This window comes from Sporolactobacillus shoreae (assembly GCF_004684935.1).
Lineage (GTDB): Bacteria > Bacillota > Bacilli > Bacillales > Sporolactobacillaceae > Sporolactobacillus > Sporolactobacillus shoreae.
This window is the reverse complement of record NZ_SRJD01000004.1, coordinates 117203-134703: the sequence shown is the minus strand read 5'-3', so window position 1 is coordinate 134703 and position 17501 is coordinate 117203. Positions and strand designations below refer to the sequence as shown.

General features: G+C 46.7%; 15 protein-coding genes. 6 read left to right on the top strand and 9 right to left on the bottom strand.

The window, feature by feature from the left end; translation table 11 throughout:
* Positions 1-45 precede the first annotated feature (45 nt).
* The 3 genes from ytkD to E4665_RS05345 all read right to left on the bottom strand — a co-directional run bounded on the left by ytkD (position 46) and on the right by E4665_RS05345 (position 3062).
* The gene (gene ytkD / locus E4665_RS05360; RefSeq protein ID WP_135347850.1) at positions 46-546 is read right to left on the bottom strand and encodes an RNA deprotection pyrophosphohydrolase; all 501 of its coding nucleotides are present in this window, start codon (positions 544-546) and stop codon (positions 46-48) included.
* A gap of 883 nt (positions 547-1429) precedes the next feature.
* Positions 1430-2224 carry a teichoic acids export ABC transporter ATP-binding subunit TagH gene (gene tagH, locus E4665_RS05350; protein WP_135347765.1) on the bottom strand — a complete coding sequence of 265 codons (795 nt, stop codon included), beginning with the start codon at positions 2222-2224 and terminating at the stop codon, positions 1430-1432.
* A gap of 13 nt (positions 2225-2237) precedes the next feature.
* The gene (locus tag E4665_RS05345) at positions 2238-3062 is read right to left on the bottom strand and encodes an ABC transporter permease (RefSeq protein ID WP_135347764.1); all 825 of its coding nucleotides are present in this window, start codon (positions 3060-3062) and stop codon (positions 2238-2240) included.
* Between the two features lie 643 nt (positions 3063-3705).
* Here E4665_RS05345 and E4665_RS05335 point away from each other — a divergent pair.
* The 6 genes from E4665_RS05335 to E4665_RS05310 all read left to right on the top strand — a co-directional run bounded on the left by E4665_RS05335 (position 3706) and on the right by E4665_RS05310 (position 9398).
* Positions 3706-5226, top strand: coding sequence for a spore germination protein (locus tag E4665_RS05335; RefSeq protein ID WP_135347762.1), 1521 nt, complete (start codon positions 3706-3708; stop codon positions 5224-5226).
* A gap of 56 nt (positions 5227-5282) precedes the next feature.
* Positions 5283-6395, top strand: coding sequence for a GerAB/ArcD/ProY family transporter (locus E4665_RS05330; RefSeq protein WP_167815119.1), 1113 nt, complete (start codon positions 5283-5285; stop codon positions 6393-6395).
* Positions 6392-7507 (top strand): Ger(x)C family spore germination protein, encoded by a 1116-nt coding sequence (locus tag E4665_RS05325; RefSeq protein ID WP_167815118.1) that lies wholly within the window; start codon positions 6392-6394, stop codon positions 7505-7507. The genes E4665_RS05330 and E4665_RS05325 overlap by 4 nt, the downstream gene beginning before the upstream one ends.
* A gap of 85 nt (positions 7508-7592) precedes the next feature.
* Positions 7593-7775, top strand: coding sequence for a cold-shock protein (locus E4665_RS05320; protein WP_135347759.1), 183 nt, complete (start codon positions 7593-7595; stop codon positions 7773-7775).
* A gap of 353 nt (positions 7776-8128) precedes the next feature.
* Positions 8129-8683 (top strand): ribonuclease FAU-1 family protein, encoded by a 555-nt coding sequence (locus E4665_RS05315; protein WP_135347758.1) that lies wholly within the window; start codon positions 8129-8131, stop codon positions 8681-8683.
* 169 nt (positions 8684-8852) lie between these two features.
* Entirely contained in the window at positions 8853-9398 is a 546-nt protein-coding gene (locus E4665_RS05310; protein WP_135347757.1) for a DUF6944 family repetitive protein, read from the top strand.
* Between the two features lie 127 nt (positions 9399-9525).
* On the opposite strand, the gene E4665_RS05305 is transcribed toward E4665_RS05310, so the two are convergent.
* The 6 genes from E4665_RS05305 to aspA all read right to left on the bottom strand — a co-directional run bounded on the left by E4665_RS05305 (position 9526) and on the right by aspA (position 17213).
* Positions 9526-10845 carry a (Fe-S)-binding protein gene (locus tag E4665_RS05305; protein WP_167815123.1) on the bottom strand — a complete coding sequence of 440 codons (1320 nt, stop codon included), beginning with the start codon at positions 10843-10845 and terminating at the stop codon, positions 9526-9528.
* Positions 10845-12278, bottom strand: coding sequence for a glycolate oxidase subunit GlcD (gene glcD, locus E4665_RS05300; protein WP_135347755.1), 1434 nt, complete (start codon positions 12276-12278; stop codon positions 10845-10847). Before glcD ends, E4665_RS05305 begins: the two co-directional genes overlap by 1 nt.
* Before the next feature lie 205 nt (positions 12279-12483).
* Positions 12484-12693 (bottom strand): copper chaperone CopZ, encoded by a 210-nt coding sequence (gene copZ, locus E4665_RS05295; protein ID WP_135347754.1) that lies wholly within the window; start codon positions 12691-12693, stop codon positions 12484-12486.
* A gap of 28 nt (positions 12694-12721) precedes the next feature.
* Positions 12722-15121 carry a heavy metal translocating P-type ATPase gene (locus E4665_RS05290; protein ID WP_135347753.1) on the bottom strand — a complete coding sequence of 800 codons (2400 nt, stop codon included), beginning with the start codon at positions 15119-15121 and terminating at the stop codon, positions 12722-12724.
* 22 nt (positions 15122-15143) lie between these two features.
* On the bottom strand, positions 15144-15464 hold the full coding sequence (locus E4665_RS05285) for a metal-sensing transcriptional repressor (RefSeq protein ID WP_422067241.1): 321 nt from the start codon (positions 15462-15464) through the stop codon (positions 15144-15146).
* A 327-nt stretch (positions 15465-15791) separates the two neighbouring features.
* Positions 15792-17213: an aspartate ammonia-lyase gene (aspA, locus tag E4665_RS05280; RefSeq protein WP_135347751.1), complete on the bottom strand. Its 1422-nt coding sequence runs from the start codon at positions 17211-17213 to the stop codon at positions 15792-15794.
* Between the last annotated feature and the right edge of the window lie 288 nt (positions 17214-17501).

Sequence of the window (17501 nt, the reverse complement as noted above, 5' to 3'; positions counted from 1 at the left end):
ATAGAAAAAGAATGGCACCGCTGCCCTCAATTGGGCGGCGGTGCTTCATTTTGCGGTATTTTCCAGTCCGGAAGTGTCAAGCCTGCGTATTCGGATCGCATCCATCGCGCTGGCAAGGACGCGATCCTTCATGAGGAAGCTGAATCTTTTGTCTGTCTGTATCTTCTCCGGAATCCTGTTGATGAAGACGGGACCCTTTGTTTCCAGATAATCCTCCTTCAGATCCATCCGGTCAATTTCCGCGTAATAAATATTTTTGACAATCTGCTCATTTCTGCCACTCACTTCATACTGACCGAGCAGGAACAGGCTGGCAACACGCCCGCCCGTTTCCTCGAAAACTTCCCTCTTCGCGGCATCCTCAGCTGTTTCGCCCTGTTCCACTTTTCCCCCGGGAAATTCAAAACCGCGTCTCGAATGTCTGGTAAGCAGCCACTGCCTATGAAAATGGCAGACCACCCAGACGTGTTTCGGACGATCAGAAAAGGGCGTGTCCTGTAAGGAAAGCCTTACCTGATTGCCATAATAGTCCTGAAATGTTTCAATATCACTCAACTCAATAGCCTCCCGACTATCCTGCGGGACGAATTTTTCAGGCCAATCCATCAGCCCTGTCTATTTTACCACTTCCCCGCTCTCGGCAAAGGCCTCTAACCGATATTTTTTTCCTTACACTCACGATAACATTTCCACTCATGCTCGAGTTCAGAGAGTGTCCATTGACGCAGTTTTGATGTATCTTTGATTACCTGGTTTTCCTCCAATAATTGAATCAGGTGTTTCCTTCGCTTCTCTACTGCGGCTCGTAACAGGTTAATCCGATTAACCATGGGTGCGGGACGAATAAGTAATCGCTTACATTTGTATGCGACCAAACGTCCCTTCCTCCCTTCAATTTGTTTATTTTCAAAAGCGAATCATTTTAAATAGTATCGCCAAATTATTTTCATGCTATCCAGAAATAGTTGTTAATCATACTATACAGTATAAACGCGGAAATGGATTCATGAATTTAAAAAAAATGACACTTTCACATAAAGTAAAATCAAAACAAGAAAATATATCGGAACTCAGAAATCCCCGGTTCACCTTTGCAGGATCTTCCGCTGCGCCGCTTGCCATGGCTGGCTTGAGGCCTTTAAGAGTCCTACGAATTGCTCGGATAGTAATCCACTGGCCGATTTTAATTTTCTAAACAAATGGCTATGTTTAAATCCCGTTGATTGGAGCGGAAGGCGCGAGACTCCTGCGGGATCAACGAGCTAAGTGAGACCCCGCAGTGAGGGCAACGAGCGAGGAGGCTCACGGATCGCCCGCGGAAAGCGAGCGTCTGGAGCGAAAAACAACAGAAAACTTTAACAAAGCCAAACAAATAAAAAAGCAGCCTTTACAGACTGCTCAATTAACCATGTCCATTCAAATCTATAGTTCAGACTTCCGCTGTGCGTCTCGCGCGCATCTTTTCCTGAAACGCTGCTTTTTCCTCATTAGACATTTTTTTATAATTAGCGATAAACGCTTCGTACTGAGGCATGATTTCCTTCATGCTGCCATACCCTTCAACCTGTCCATACTGGATCCAGAGCGCTTTCTCACAAAACTTCTTCATCTGAGGTATGGAATGGCTGATAAAAAAGATTGTTTTCCCCAGTTTTTTGAATTCGTTCATTTTCTCCAGGCATTTGTCGGCAAATGTCTGGTCACCAACGGACAGAGCCTCATCAATGATTAGAACATCCGGATCAATATGAATCGAAATGGCAAATCCCAGACGCGAGCGCATCCCGCTGGAATATGATTTGACCGGCTGATCGATAAAATCTCCGATATCGGCAAACTCGATAATCTGCGGAGCCAGATCTTTAATCTCCTTTTTACTGAAACCAAGCATCAGGCACTTAAGCTCGATGTTTTCCCTTCCGGTCAACTCTCCCTTCAGGCCTGACTGGATGGCGATCAGCGAAGCCTCTCCGTTGACTGTAACTTGTCCGGTTGTCGGCGGAACAATGCCCGCAATAATATTGGAAAGCGTTGATTTGCCGGATCCGTTGACGCCAATAATTCCGACAACATCTCCCTTATTGGCGTCAAAGCTGACATCCTGCAGCGCATAGAAGGACTTGCCATAGCCTTTGGGCAGAATCAGATCAAGAATTTTGTCTGAGTTGCTGTTAAACATTTTATATTTTTTCGTTACATGGCTGACAACGACTGATTTTTCCATAAAACAATCCACCTTACAAATAGTCTACGAAATGGTCTCTGAATTTCAGATGAATGACCGATCCGATAACAAAAGTTACGAGGACAAAAGCCCAGAAGTATAGTGTGTATTTGTAGTGAACAATACCATACCATGAAAAGCCGAGCATTGATGATCTGTAGCCTTCAATGAGATAGTACATCGGGTTCAGCAGCATGATTTTCGCCAGAATGGCGGACTTATGTTCCAGAAGAGACGGCGGCCACAAAATAGGCGTGAGATAAAACATCATCCGCATCAGTGAGATCAGAATCTGATGAAAATCCCGGACAATCGTCGAAAATGTCGACGTAATCAGTGACACTGAAAGAAGAAAGGCTAGAGACGCAAACATGAAATAGGGCAGCTGAAGAATATAAAGGCTTACCCTGTAATGCAGGAACTGTAAGATTCCCAGAATGATTCCAGTCAGAATCAGATGCTGATAAAATTTTTCAAAAATAACGTAGCTGGGAATCGCACTCATCGGAAAGTTCATTTTTGCAATGAATCGAATCCTTTGATAGATCGAACTGGACCCTTGCACGACCGAAGGCTGAAGAAAAAACCAGACAATGATGCCAGCCATCAGCCATGCAATGTAAGGAATGTGATGACCGTTATCCACAACACCCTTTCGGTCCAGGATGAATCCAAATACGAGCCAATAAATGACAATCTGAATCATCGGATTGATAATGACCCAGGCCATGCCCAGATAATTGTTGTTATTATCGCTTTTTAATTCATAGAGGGATAACCGCCTGATCAGATAAAGGCTGCTGAGCTGTTCTTTAATCACTTTCCATGCAGATTTCATAACGTGTTCCTTTCAAGCAAATTCTGTCCTAATCGTGCTTTTTTTCCTCTTATAAATCCTCCAGTACATACTTTAACACAGCTTTACAATAATGAAAACTTTGTAAAACAAACCCTTCCGTCCACAGACTTGTGGTTTGAATGTTTCATATATGCCGGAAATAAGGCATTTTTCGGGTCTCACGCCACTTTACCGACTGGATTCATTTGTGAAAAGTCTGTGGATATGCCATCGGATAAAGCATTGCGAGCAGACAATACGGCCAACCTCTTCTTCTGCGATTATAAGGTTTTCGATTGCAGGAAGGAACCTTTGTCCGTTGATGCTCTTTCATTAAGAGAATGATCCCTGAGTTTCTGGAAAGACTAATCTCAATCATCCTGATCTATTGTTGGAACATGTTTTATGTGAGGTGTCAGAAGTGCTCAGTATCATACTGTTCCTCAGTTATTTTCCGTTGCTCTTTCTTTTCTTTATCACTGTACTATTTCGGGTGGATCAATTTTCAACTCTTCTAATGTACGGCATGATTTTATGGAGCATTATTGTCCCTTTTATTGTTCTATTCATTGAGGAAAGAAAGCCGGAAAAGGGACCCGTACCTTCTTCATCCGGAAAAAAGAGTTCGAAATGAGGGGAGCCAATGTTCTGGAAGAAAAAAAATGATGAAGCGATGAAAGAGGACCAGGGAGCGTCGCCAAAAACGATCGAAGACTTATTGCTTCAATTGAAAAAAAGTCCGGATTTTTCGCACTATCAGCATCTTAGTGATACCTTTCAATGCTGGATTTCTTTCTTCAGTTCATTGGTCAATGTTGAATCCATTCATCGTGATATTCTCCCATTTTTATATAAAGGAAACATCCGCAGTCTGTCCGATATTCAGGAGCAGATCCCGATTGAAAAAATCGAACGCACAAATGATCTGAAGCTGATTCAATCGAAACTGATGGAAGGTTGCCTGATCATTCAGGAAAAAGAGAGCAGTCCAAAATCCCTGATTGTGCCGACCGTATTAAGGGAAGGACGGCAGGTTCAACAGCCGGAGATTGAAACCAGTATTATCGGTCCAAAAGAAGCCTTTGTTGAATCGCTGGATACAAATATCAGCCTGCTTCGCAAACGTATTCCGATTCCGCAATTTACCGTGGAACAAAGCCGGGTTGGGAAAGTGTCCAACACCCGAGTCTGCCTGACCTACATCAAAGGTATTGCCAATGAGGAAAATGTGAATACCGTCAGACAGCGTCTTCAAGACCTTGAAGTGGATCATCTTTTCGATGCATCAACACTGTCGCTCAATATTTCAGACAATAACGGATCGCCTTTCCCTCAATTTATTGATACGGAGCGCCCGGACCGTACAGCCGCGGCGCTTTTTGAAGGCAAAATTGCACTATTGATTGACGGATCACCTAACTCTCTGATCCTTCCGACGAATGTCGTCGAATATTTTCTTGCCTCTGACGATTATTATACTTCATGGTACTTTGCGACCGCTTACCGGCTGCTGCGATTATTTGCCGTCGCTTTCTCAGTTTTCTCATCAGCCATCTATGTCGCCATCTTGACCTATCATTACCAGCTCATCCCGATTGATTTGCTCGGGTCTCTGATCACATCGAGAAGCGTGGTTACCTTTTCGCCGATGGCCGAAGCGATCGTTCTTGAGTTGATGATTGAACTTCTTCGCGAAGCCGGCGCGCGTCTGCCGACAAAAGTCGGACAGACCATCGGTATCGTAGGCGGTATTGTTATTGGAACCGCCTCAGTACAAGCTGGATTTACAAGCAACGTGCTCCTTATTTTGGTTGCCATGTCGGCACTTGCGGCGTTTACCACGCCGAACTATCGCATGGCATCGGCCATTCGCCTGCTCCGGTTTCCGATAATTGTCGCCGCTCAGTTTTTGGGGCTGCTTGGCGTCGCTCTGTGCTTTGCATTTTTTGTCAGCCACCTTTTGAAACTGACATCGCTCGGGCGCCCCTTTATTGAACCGATCTATCCGCTTCGTATCAGCGATCTGAGGGATTCCTTTATCCGTTTTCCTTTTACGATGCAGTCGGAACGGCCGATGTTTCTTCGTCCTAATGATACGCTCCGCTATAACAAAGAACGCGTGAAACAGAAAGCCGGAAAAAGAGAACCGGATATTGACGAATAAAAAATATCGTGATGGAATCACAATAAATCCGGTTAACGGTCAGGAGGTGTCACATTTTGCAGCAAAACAGGATCAATGAGACGCATCAAGTTTCTCCGGTCAACGCCTTTTTTATTGTCACGGGCTCTCAGATTGTCGTGAACATACTGAAATTTCAAAGTGTTGTTACAGAGGATGCCGAACAGGATGCCTGGATTTCGGTTCTGCTGATGGGGCTGGGCACACTCCTTGTGATGTGGTGTATCCTGCGTTTGCTCAATAATGAGCAAAACTACGGGCAGCCCGATTTATTTTCGATTCACAAACGTTTTTTTGGTTCATGGATCGGCAATCTTCTTAATTTAGCCATCATACTTTATGAGGCACTTGGCGCCATTTTATATTTGAGAGCCTATATCGAAATTCTTAACGTATGGCTCTTCCCTCGGTTATCGCCGCTTGGCTTCGCCGCTATTTTCAGTCTTCTGATCTGGACCGTTGTCATCGGGGGTTTTCGAACGATCACAGGTGCCTTTTTTTTGAATTTTATTTATCTGCTCCCGCTTTATTTCATCAATACGTTCATTTTTTCGGATGCTCATTTTTCCAATCTGCTGCCAATGGCCGATCATTCGATGGCGGATCTTTCCAATTCGTTGATCAAAGCAAGTTCCTGCTTCCTCGGCTTCGAGTCCATCCTTTTTTACTATCCATTCATCAAACGCCCGAAACTAGCCGTCAAGTGGTGCTATTTTGGCTTACTGAACACCACTTATACCTATCTTTTACTGACCATTCAGGGACTTGTTTATTTTAATATTGGCGAACTACGAACCCTCGTCTGGCCAGTGCTCACTTTTTGGAAAAGCATCCATTTTCCTCTCGTCGACCGCTTTGAATATATTGGAATCATTTATTGGCTGACCGTTCTGATTCCAAATGTTTCCCTCGGTGCCTGGATTGTTTCCCGAGGCGTGAAGCAGATTGCACCAGTGATCAAGCAGAAATACGCACTTGTCGCTTTCCTCCTGATTCTCACGGCGGTTTGCGCCATTATGCAAAGCCGTCCGCAAATTGAATGGATCAACGCGCTCATTTCTCACATTGGTTTTTATCTCGTCTTTGTCTACATCCCCTTTCTGCTGATCTGGCAGTGGCTCCTAAAAATAAAGGAAGGAAAATCGCAATGAGAAAATTGCTGAACATCGCCGCAGTACCGCTGTTGTTTCTTGGCGGCTGCATGCAGGACAATATTATCGACGACATTCTGATGGTCGAAGCGGAGGGTTACGACTATATCGGAAATGATCAGGTAATTGGTACGATTACGACGCCCAATTACGCGCAGGGCGGCGTCAGCGGATCCGGAGGCGGGGGAGGGCCGGCTACTGCTTCAATGATGACCTCCGCATCGGCCATTACTTATGATGGGAGGTCATTAGTGGAAAAACTGACACCAGAAGGTCAAAAAGCAATAAGGGCAGGCAAGTTGCGTGTCCAGCTATTTAATGAAGCTCTCCTAAGGCACGGGTTAAAAAAATTAATCCATTTTCGAAACCAGGATCCAGATGTCGGACGGGACTTGTTTCTTGTCATGGTCGACGGCAATTCAAAAGATCTGCTTCAGAGCACCTATCAGACTGCCATCCCTGTTTCGCGTTATATCTACGATCTTATTTTCCAGAATCAGCAACAGAATTACCCAAGAAGCAATCTGAGCACGGTGCTTTATAATTATTACGGATACAATACAGATCCATTCATGCCCATCATCAAAAAGGAACAAGACCATATTGTACTGACCGGGATTGCGCTTTTAAAGCGTGATCAATATGTCGGACGTTTGAATGGCCAGCAGGAAGCTTTCCTTTTAAAAACGTTGATCGAAAACTTCAATTACGGTTTTTACGACTATACATTTAAACCCAATCAGCACGTCGTGCTCGAAAATGTAAATTCAAGCAGACACTACGATGTGAAAAACGGAAATAGTGCGGAACCAAACATCTATGCCACGGTAACGCTCAAAGGTTATGTCCGACAGGGAAATCCCTTGCTTGCGACCCAAGACTATTATTCAGAAATCCAGACCGGCATTCAAAGTGAAATAAAAAGAGCTTTGGAAAAAATGGTGGTCGGCTTTCAGAAAATGGATGTTGATCCGATTGGCATTGGCGACATAGCACGTAGCTACACGCGCCATTTTGATGAAAGATCATGGCCAGAACGTTATCCCCGCGCCCATTTCCATGCAAAAGTCAAAGTGATGCTCGTTGAAACAGGCATTTCAAATGTGAGATAGTGCTGGTCAATGAAAGCGTCTTCGTTTATTTATTCTCAAAAAAAGGCTATAATAAAAAAATTAACAGGAAAGGGGATTTTGATCCATGGGATTTAATCGAGGCCCGCAAGAACCGGTTCCTGAAGAAGAAACAGCCGTCTGGACTTGTACCAATGAGTCCTGTTCGGGATGGATGAGAGACGCGTTTTCATTTGACAGCCATCCAAAATGTCCGCTTTGCCATTCGGAAATGAAAAAAGAGATGAGGATGCTGCCTGTCATCGACTAAGGAACGCGCACAATCTCCGCAGTTTCAAGAGTGTTTCTTCAGAAAAATGACCGGATATGAACTGTAAAAATTTAAAGCAAGAGAATTCGGGCACAGAAATTCTGAGCACGTAAAGAGCAGAAGTCGCTTTTCCCCTTTTCTCCCGGTTTTTGGAACAATCTTTAAATAACAGGACGTCTCTTTTGCGCGTAATCAGAAAGAGACGCCTTGTATTTTTTTGCAATGATTGTGCTGTTTCCTGTCATCTGGCTCTCTCATGCCAAACAAACAGGCAATCGGAAAAAAAGTATACCTGAATCCAAAATTTGCTCAAATTAAGATACAATAGATGAGGAGACAGAGAAGGTGATCCTTTGAAACTGGATAAGATGAAAAGAAAATACGCTGACCGGCGGGGCTGGCGAAGGATTGTGTCCAGCCGGATGACCGAAAAATCATTCATGTGGCCATCCTTTCATGGATCGGCAGTTTTGCTGCAGTTTAATGATATCAAAGCGCCGATGTCCGTCGTTTATGGCGGTACACGTACCAAAACTGTTGATTTGCATTATTCATGGCTTCAGCTTTTTCCCGTCGATTTCTCAGGATTTGTACTGACCGCTATGTTCAATGACCGGAAACAACTGGTCCAATGTTATTTCGATGTCATCGACAGGCAGGGACGGGATAGCGGAGGGATACTCTGGTTCGACGATCTTTACCTTGACCTGATTCTCTTTCCGAATCATGATCTGTTTCTCGTGGATGAAGACGAACTGAATGAAGCCCTCGATGCAGGTATTATCACTCAGGAAATGCATGACCAGGCGTGGAATACCGCCGGGCGTCTGACGCGTATCATACGGAGAAATCCCGGTTTTTTTCTCACCCTTGTCCGAAAATTGCGCTCGGTGTTTCCAAAGGAATGACTGAAAACCCGTGAAAAGTAAAAAGGGTCTTATTTCCCGCTTCCATTTTTGAATCACCTTTCCGTGCACATTTTTAATCCGATGATGTCATTCATCAGCGACCGTCCTGTCAACCCCTTTTCTTACCGAATAAAATAAAGCATGAGTTTCGGATATGGGTGGGGATGATGTGGAAAGTACGGAATTCGCCAGGAATATCGCATTGTTGTCGATTGCGACCGGAAAAGTGATGGGCGCGATCAGCAAGACACCGACGATTCGTTTGAAAGACGGAACCCGCGGTCAGCTGCTCCTTTCCAGCGGCCTGATTCAATTTGGAGGCGGTGCTTTGCTGACTGAAACGATCAGTGCCGACCCCTCTTTTCAGTTTGTTGTCGACTTGAATTTCCTGAATTATGGCATCTTTGCATTACAACTCCTTCAGAATGCGGAGGACAGTCCGGTTTTAATTAGGCAGGCCCTCTCCGCTAATCTGAGAGAGGTCGTCAGCGGAATAGTTCTTCTCACAAACGGGCAAATCAGGAAGAAGCTTGATTCATCGTTAGAAGTGATGCTGATTGCTTTGGGTCACTTCATGCAATCACTGGGCAGACAAGAACAGTTTCAGCAGAAAAAGTTGTTCAATGATGTCAACCGTTTCATTACGACCGGTTCATGGATCGATGTCGGGGGATCAGCGGTCATCCTTCTTGGAAATCTCAGGGACACGGCTTGATCATCGTCGGGTATGAATGATTGCATGTCCAATCGACTGTATTTCTTGATACAAAAAGCCGAAATGAGAGAAGCACCCATTCCGGCTGACGTCATTCACAACGATTAATTTGATTTTATAGCCTTGTTCACTCCAATGCTTCAAGCAGCAAATCGGCAATGTGTACCGCGCGGACCTGACCAGTCTTGCCAACCCGTTCGATTCCGGCCTTCATTTCAAGCAGGCAGCCCGGATTTGCTGTGACAATGGTATTCGCCTGCGTCTTCTCCACTTTCCCCATTTTGTGATCAAGAATCTGCATCGCCATCTTTGGCTGGACAATATTATAATCACCCGCTGAGCCGCAGCACGTATCGGCGCCTTCCATCTCCTCGTACTTTACACCCTCAATGGACTGAAGCAAAACCCTTGGCTCGCGGAATGTGTGCATCACATTGCGCAGATGACATGAATCCTGATACGTCACCGTCTGCGCAGGAAGCTTCAGATGGTGGGTCTTCTGAAAATCAAAGGCGACAAGAATAGCCGAGATATCTTTCAATTTCGAAACAAAAAGTTTTGCCCGCTCCGCCCATTCCGGTTCATCTGCAAGTATATGATCATACTCAATCAGAAAAGCGCCGCATCCGCCGGCATTTGTGATGATATAATCCGCGTCCGACGCTTCGAAAGCCTCTATATTTTTTCTTGCCATTTCTTTCGCCTGTTCGAGCTCTCCATTGTGTCCGTGAAGTGCGCCACAGCACAGCTGATTCTCAGGAATGACGACATCACAGCCGGCTTTCTGGAGCAGACGGATGGTCGCGTTATTTGTGGAAAAGAACATCGTGTCCATCAGGCATCCGGCAAACAGGGCAACAGTTGCTTTCTTCTCACCTTCGTGTTCGAAGAAACGGGGCCGCTGCCGAATTTCTTTCCGTTTTGGCACTTCGGGCAGAACTTTTTCCATGGTCGCCATACTTTCAGGAAAAAGATTCATAAACCCGATTTTCCGTGCCACTTTTGGAAGTCCGCTGCGCTGATAAAAACCGAGCAGGCTGGTCGCTGTTTCCAGACGATTCTGATGTGGAAACAGTTCAGTAAAAATGCCTTTTCTCAGTATCTTGACTGGAACTGATTCTTTTTTGTGCTTCTGAAGGATGCTCCGGGCGTCCTCCAGCAAATGACCGTATTGCACACCGGAAGGACAGACCGGCTCACACGCCCGGCAGCCGAGACAAAGATCGAGGGAATGGGCAATATCATCATCAGGTTCAATCACTCCATCAGTGATTCCTTTCATCAACGCGATCCGTCCGCGCGGCGAATATTTCTCCTGATGTCCCGTCTCGATATAAGTCGGACAGGAGGGCAGGCAGAATCCGCAGCGCATACAGTTCAGCAACTCGTCATAATCCATTTTCTCTTTAAAGTCCTGCTGGATTTTCTTCTTATCCGATGTCGTCATCATTTTGCTTCCGCCACCCTTTCCCTGGTTTCTTCAGCAAATACTTTCCCCTGATTCATAATGCCATTAGGGTCTATTGCCTGCTTGATACCACGCATGACCTCGATGCCTGCAGCACCAAGCTTCCACTCCAGATAAGGGGCTTTTGTCATCCCTACGCCATGTTCACCGGTAAGGGTCCCTCCAAGCTCGATGGCTTTTTCAAAAATTTCGGCAAACGCTTTTTCCACACGTTGCATCTCATCTTCATCACGGGCATCTGTCAGGCAGGTCGGATGAAGATTGCCGTCCCCCGCATGCCCGAACGTAGAGATTCTGACATCATATTTTTCAGCAATCTCTGAGATTGCACGTACCATTGTCGCAATTTCGGAGCGGGGAACTGTGGCGTCCTCCAGGATGGTTGTCGGTTTCAGTCTGGCAAGCGCGCTTAACGCGGACCTGCGCGCCGTCGCCAGTTTTTCCGCCTCCTCCTCGGAAGCGGCCAGCTGAACGTCCACGGCATTCTCACTGCGGCAAATCTCGGCAATTTGATGGATATCGCGGTCAACGATCTCCTTCGGTCCGTCCTGAACTATTAGAAGAATCGCTTTGACATCTGTCGGAAGGCCGATATGTGCAAAATCTTCTACAGCCCTAATCGTGTCCTGATCGAGAAATTCCAGAGTGACCGGTATCATTTTATGGGCGATGATTGCGGAGACAGAGCGTCCGGCCGCTTCAATATCCTGATATAAAGCCAGGATCGTTTTCTGAGATTCAGGTTTCGGAATCAGCTTAAGCGTGGCTTCTGTAATGACGCCCAGTGTCCCTTCGGATCCGACAAAAAGGCGGGTCAGATCATAACCTGCCACATCTTTTGTCAGTTTGCCGCCCGTACGGATCAGTTCCCCATTCGGAAGTGCAATCTGCAGAGCCATGACATAGTCCCGTGTCACACCATACTTTAATCCGCGGAGTCCACCGGAATTCTCGCTGAGATTACCGCCGATTGTCGATATTTTCATCGAACTGGGATCAGGAGGATAGAACAAGCCTTCATTTTCTACTGTTTCACTGATTTTTTTGGTAATGACCCCCGGCTGCACGGTAATCGTCAGATTTTCTTTATCCAGCTCAATGATTTGATCCATACGTTTTGAAAGCAGGACGATGCCGCCATTCACCGGGCAGGTGTCGGCGCAGAGATTGGTTCCCGAGCCTCTGGAGTAGACAGGTGTACCCGTTTCATTGCAGAGCTTCAGAACCGCCGCGACTTCCTCGGCATTTGCCGGGGACACCACAAAATCCGGCATCGCTTGATAATTGGGCGTGGCGTCATAGGAATAAACAAGCCGTCCGCTTGCTGAATCATCCACATTTTCTGCACCCACAACCGCCTCAAGCTGTTTTTTCAGAAGTCCCTTTTTTTTCTTTACTTTTACTGAAGACATGATCTCTCCTCCGTTCATCTGGGCTGAATTGTATCTATTAAGCGCTTACTAAAATCTATTATAGTTTTTACCTTATAATTATTCTACAAAAAGAGCTGATCTGCTGCCAATCTATGATTATCTCATGCTATCGGCAGAAAAAAAGAGAAACCGGACATGTGCTGTACATGCCCGGTCTCGCTTGTTCCTCTTATTTAACTAGTCTTTATTTCACAACATCGTAGCCCTGTTCCTCAACCGCTTCTTTCATCTCTGCAAAGCCTACTTTGGATTCATCGTAGCTGACATCAACTTTGCCGGTGGAAAGATCAACAGCGACATCCGACACACCATTCAGGCCCTTCAGTGCTCCGGAAACCGCCATCTTGCAGTGGCCGCAGCTCATTCCCTGAACGTCCAACGTTCTTTCTGCCATAACTCTCACCTCCTTCAAAAGTGAAGAATCAAAATTTCACTCGTTTCAGCCTCAGGCTATTTGCGACAACGGATACAGAACTGAAAGCCATGGCCGCGCCGGCAACCCATGGTGCGAGCAGCCCAAGGGCTGCAATCGGGATACCAACCGCATTGTAAAAAAGTGCCCAGAACAGGTTCTGCCGTATATTGCGCATGGTTTTCCTGCTCAGGTCAAGCGCCTTCGAGACATGGGTGAGATCTCCGCCGACAAGCGTGATATCGGCCGCTTCAATCGCCACATCCGTTCCAGTGCCTATGGCCATCCCGATATCGGCTACAGCCAGTGCCGGAGCGTCATTGATCCCGTCTCCGACCATGGCGACTTTCAGCCCCTGTTTCTGGAGTTCCCGGACTTTATTGGCCTTGTCCTCAGGAAGTACCTCAGCAAATACATGATCAATGCCGGCCTTTCGGGCAATGGCTTCTGCAGTCCGCTCATTATCACCGGTAATCATGTAGACGCCGAGGCCCCTAGCTTTCAGTTCTTCGATAGCCTGTCTCGATGATGGTTTGATCGTATCCGCGACAGCAATGATTCCCTGAAATTTCCCATCCGCTGCGGCAAACATAACCGTCTTGCCATCCGATTCAAGATTTCTCGCTTCATTTGATGCCTGGCGGATATCCACGACTTCCCGCTGCATTAAACGCCTTGTCCCGATAGCAAATCGCATACCGGCTACCTGAGCCGTGATTCCTGACCCGGTATGAGATTCGAAATCGCTGACGGGAAGCTGCTTTTCAATTCCCTGCGTCTCTCCGTAAGCCACAACTGCCAGCGCGAGCGGGTGCTCACTCTCGTTTTCCGCAGCGGAAGCCAGTTCGATCATCTTCTGTTCGCTCATTTCTCCGAACATGAGAACGTCGGTGACTTCAGGCTTTCCATTCGTGATCGTTCCCGTTTTGTCCAGCATGACCGACTGCAGATTCTGAGTCGTTTCGAGATACTCTCCACCCTTAAAAAGGATCCCGTTCTCCGCGCCCTTTCCAGTGCCGACCATAATCGAAGTCGGCGTCGCGAGCCCAAGCGCGCACGGACAGGCAATGACCAGAACACTGATCGCGGCAACCAGAGCCGGAGTTAGCTGTCCCGGATGAACACCTGAGATCCAGACGACGAAGACCAGAACCGCAATTGAAATGACGATCGGGACAAATACACCTGAAATGCTGTCCGCCAGACGCTGGATCGGCGCTTTAGACCCCTGCGCTTCTTCAACAATGCGGACGATTCCCGCAAGCGCTGTATCCTTTCCGACTTTTGCTGCTCTGATAATCAGTGAACCATTCTTATTGATCGTTGCACCGATGACTTTGTCTTCCACCTGTTTCGTCACTGGGAGCGATTCACCCGTGATCATCGACTCGTCAACTGACGACCGGCCTTCTACGATCACGCCGTCTGTCGGGATTTTCTCGCCAGGCTTCACTCTCAATAAATCGCCCGGTTTCACCGCGTCAATCGGCACTTTCTTCTCTACACCGTTTTCGATGCGTGTCGCCTCTTTGGCCTGTAGATCCATTAGTTCACGGATTGCCGTAGTCGTCTGTCGTTTCGCGCGCGCTTCAAAATATTTTCCGACCAGAACAAGCGTAATTAGAATGGCGCTTGTCTCAAAATACAGATCCGGATGTTCAAGACCGGCAAACTGAGAACGAAATGTTTCGACGACGCTGTAAAAATAAGCAGCGCTCGTCCCAAGTGCGACCAGAACGTCCATGTTTGCGCTTTTATTCAACAGCGCGCGTGTACCGCCTACATAGAACGGCCAGCCAATGTAAAACTGGACAACCGATGCGAGGACCAATTGGAACCATGGATTCATTAGCAGCATCGGCAAGGGCAATCCAGTATTAAAAGGCAGATGAGCAATCATTGTATAGAGAAGTGGCAGGGACAAAACCGATGAAAGGATCAGCTTATTTCTTTTACCCCTGAGCTCTTTTTGTTTCTCATCATCTTGAAACGCATTTTCAGCGACTGCCTTATAACCTAGCTTTGCCACCTTCTGAAAGATGTCATCCGGTTCCGCGATACCCGGAAGGTAAATTACGGTTCCGGATTCCGTCGCCAGGTTTACCCGCGCCGAAACAATTCCGGTCATCCGGTTCAGGCCTTTTTCGATTCTGGTGGCGCAGGCGGCGCAAGTCATCCCCGAAATAGCCACATCCAGACGCTTTTGCTGTACGCCGTAGCCCAGTTTTTCAATCCTTTCAACGACATCCTGCGGCGCGGCCTCATCGCTCTCCAACGTCACCTTCGCGTTTTCAAGAGCGAGATTGACATTAGCCGATACGCCATCCATTTTATTCAGTACCTTCTCGATTCTGTTGGAGCAGGCAGCACAGGTCATTCCTGTGACACCTATTGTCATTTCTTTCTTCATTAATGCTCCCCTTCTTTGGTCTCTATTTATAAAACTGCTTCAATACGCTCACTAGTTCATCAATCTGCTGCGAGCCCTGCCCTTCTTCAATAGCACGTGAAACACATGATTTTGTATGGCGCTCCAGCACAGAAAATCCGATTTTTTTCAACGCGGCCTGAGCTGCCGACAACTGAATCAGAATATCAACGCAATAGCGGTCGTCTTCGATCATCTTTTGAAGGCCCCGAATCTGGCCTTCCACACGCTTCAGCCGGTTGACAATTTTTTGTTTTTCTTCTGAGGTTCTCGGCTCCGCCGGAGATTTTTCAGGCTGCATATCCTGACTCAGTTCGTCTGACATGCAGTGACAGTTCTCTTGTTCATTCATCGCCTGTTCCCTCCTTTGTAAGTTCATTATACCCCCGCAGGGTATAAATATCAAACCATGCCTTAAAAATAAGGGCTTTGTTAAACTTGTCTGTTGTTTTTCGCTCCAGGCGCTCGCCTTCCGCTCCAATCAACGAAGAGCAAAAACAACATTGAATTTAAACATAGCCAAAAATAAAAAAGCTCGCATCATCTGAGCGAGTGTAGAAAACTATGATTCAGTTATCTGGAGATCGCATCGGGTGCACCCCAGGCATCATCACACCGGTTTATTTCTCCCTATTCTGCCACTACTCAGCAGTCACAAAGCTTCTTTGTCATCTGATTCAGATCTAATTTCTGTCATTTCATGAGGATCAAGAATATGATTCAGCTTTTCTTCTGACAAAAGACAATGCGCCAGGCACAATTCGCGGACTGTTTTTCCTGTAGCGAGAGCTTCCCTGGCGATGCGGCCGGCCTCTTCATAACCAATATAGGGGCTGAGCGCGGTCACAACCCCCGTGCTTTGATCGGCGTATCTTTTTAATGTTCCGTTATTGGCTGTTATCCCTTCGAGACAGTGACCGGTAAATACGGAGAAAGTATGAATCATTAGATCAATGGATTGAAGCAGATTGAAAACAAGAACAGGCTCCATAACATTCAGCTCAAACTGTCCCGCCTCGGAGGCCATCGAGATTGTGTGATCGTTGCCTATCACCTGAAAAGCGACCTGATTGACCACTTCAGCCATGACCGGATTTACCTTTCCCGGCATAATTGAGGAACCGGGCTGGAGCGCAGGAAGATTAATTTCGCCTAGTCCTGCTCTCGGCCCGGACGCCATCAAACGAAGATCGTTGGCTATTTTCGACATATTGATCATACAGATTTTAAGTGCTGCGGAAACTTCAGTATAAGCGTCTGTATTTTGTGTCGCGTCAACAAGATCTTCCGCCCTTTCCAGTTTAAGGCCGCTGATTCCGGAAAGATATTCTAAAATATATTTCCTATATTCCGGACTCGCATTTAATCCTGTACCGACCGCCGTAGCTCCAATGCTGATTGTATGAAGCTGTTTCTCTGCCCGTGCAATGCGCCTGATATCACGTTCAAGGACATGGCCGTAAGCCGCAAACTCCTGCCCGAGCCGGATCGGGACGGCGTCCTGCAGGTGTGTCCGACCGATTTTGACAATCGGATCAAAAGTTTTTGCTTTTTCTTGAAAAACACGGACCATGCTGCGTATGGTTTGTATCAACTTTTGCAGCAGCCTGATTGATGCAAGTCGGGTTGCCGTTGGAAAGACGTCATTCGTGGATTGAGATTTGTTGACATGATTGTTCGGACTGATTGATGCGTAATCCCCTTTTTGCTTGCCTGTCAGTTCAAGAGCCCGGTTTGCAAGTACTTCATTCGCGTTCATATTTATCGAAGTACCGGCCCCGCCCTGAATCGGATCAACGATAAACTGATCGTGCCATTGGCCATTCAGGATTTCATCCGCAGCTTCTGCGACGGCACGGCCAATCGCAGGATTAAGCTGTTTCGCGTCGACATTGGCAAGAGCCGCCGCTTTTTTAACCATCGCGGTCGCCCGGATCAGTTCCGGGTGAATTCTGTATCCCGTGATTGGAAAATTTTCCGCTGCCCGGAGTGTCTGAATTCCATAATACGCATCGGCTGGCACCTCCTTTTGTCCCAGCAAATCATGTTCCTTTCGTATCAGGATTATTGCCATCTTCCTCATCCTCTTCTTTTTGTCATGCCACTAGCACTATACGCAGGAGGATGTAACCCAGTGTGGTTTCAAATCACGCGTGGTGCTAAAAATGTACTTTTTTCGTTACCGCCTAACTCGGAAAATCCATTATAATGGTGCGCAGCCGGCCATGCATATCTCCAAAATAGGTTGAACTTTTTCTTGATTGGGTTGAACTCCTGAAATTGGGTTGAACTTTTCCCTTATTGGGTTGAACTTTCGCTTTATTAGGTTGAAGTCTCGGATGTCCTCCTCGCAAATTTTCTT

What these genes read in the sequence shown, in the direction of transcription:
- tagH (WP_135347765.1), bottom strand. Translation starts at nt 2,224, where the DNA reads ATGGAAAAATCAGTCGTTGTCAGCCATGTAACGAAAAAATATAAAATG.
- E4665_RS05345 (WP_135347764.1), bottom strand. Translation starts at nt 3,062, where the DNA reads ATGAAATCTGCATGGAAAGTGATTAAAGAACAGCTCAGCAGCCTTTAT.
- E4665_RS05335 (WP_135347762.1), top strand. Translation starts at nt 3,706, where the DNA reads ATGTTCTGGAAGAAAAAAAATGATGAAGCGATGAAAGAGGACCAGGGA.
- E4665_RS05325 (WP_167815118.1), top strand. Translation starts at nt 6,392, where the DNA reads ATGAGAAAATTGCTGAACATCGCCGCAGTACCGCTGTTGTTTCTTGGC.
- E4665_RS05320 (WP_135347759.1), top strand. Translation starts at nt 7,593, where the DNA reads ATGGGATTTAATCGAGGCCCGCAAGAACCGGTTCCTGAAGAAGAAACA.
- E4665_RS05305 (WP_167815123.1), bottom strand. Translation starts at nt 10,845, where the DNA reads ATGACGACATCGGATAAGAAGAAAATCCAGCAGGACTTTAAAGAGAAA.
- glcD (WP_135347755.1), bottom strand. Translation starts at nt 12,278, where the DNA reads ATGTCTTCAGTAAAAGTAAAGAAAAAAAAGGGACTTCTGAAAAAACAG.
- copZ (WP_135347754.1), bottom strand. Translation starts at nt 12,693, where the DNA reads ATGGCAGAAAGAACGTTGGACGTTCAGGGAATGAGCTGCGGCCACTGC.
- E4665_RS05290 (WP_135347753.1), bottom strand. Translation starts at nt 15,121, where the DNA reads ATGAAGAAAGAAATGACAATAGGTGTCACAGGAATGACCTGTGCTGCC.
- E4665_RS05285 (WP_422067241.1), bottom strand. Translation starts at nt 15,464, where the DNA reads ATGTCAGACGAACTGAGTCAGGATATGCAGCCTGAAAAATCTCCGGCG.
- aspA (WP_135347751.1), bottom strand. Translation starts at nt 17,213, where the DNA reads ATGGCAATAATCCTGATACGAAAGGAACATGATTTGCTGGGACAAAAG.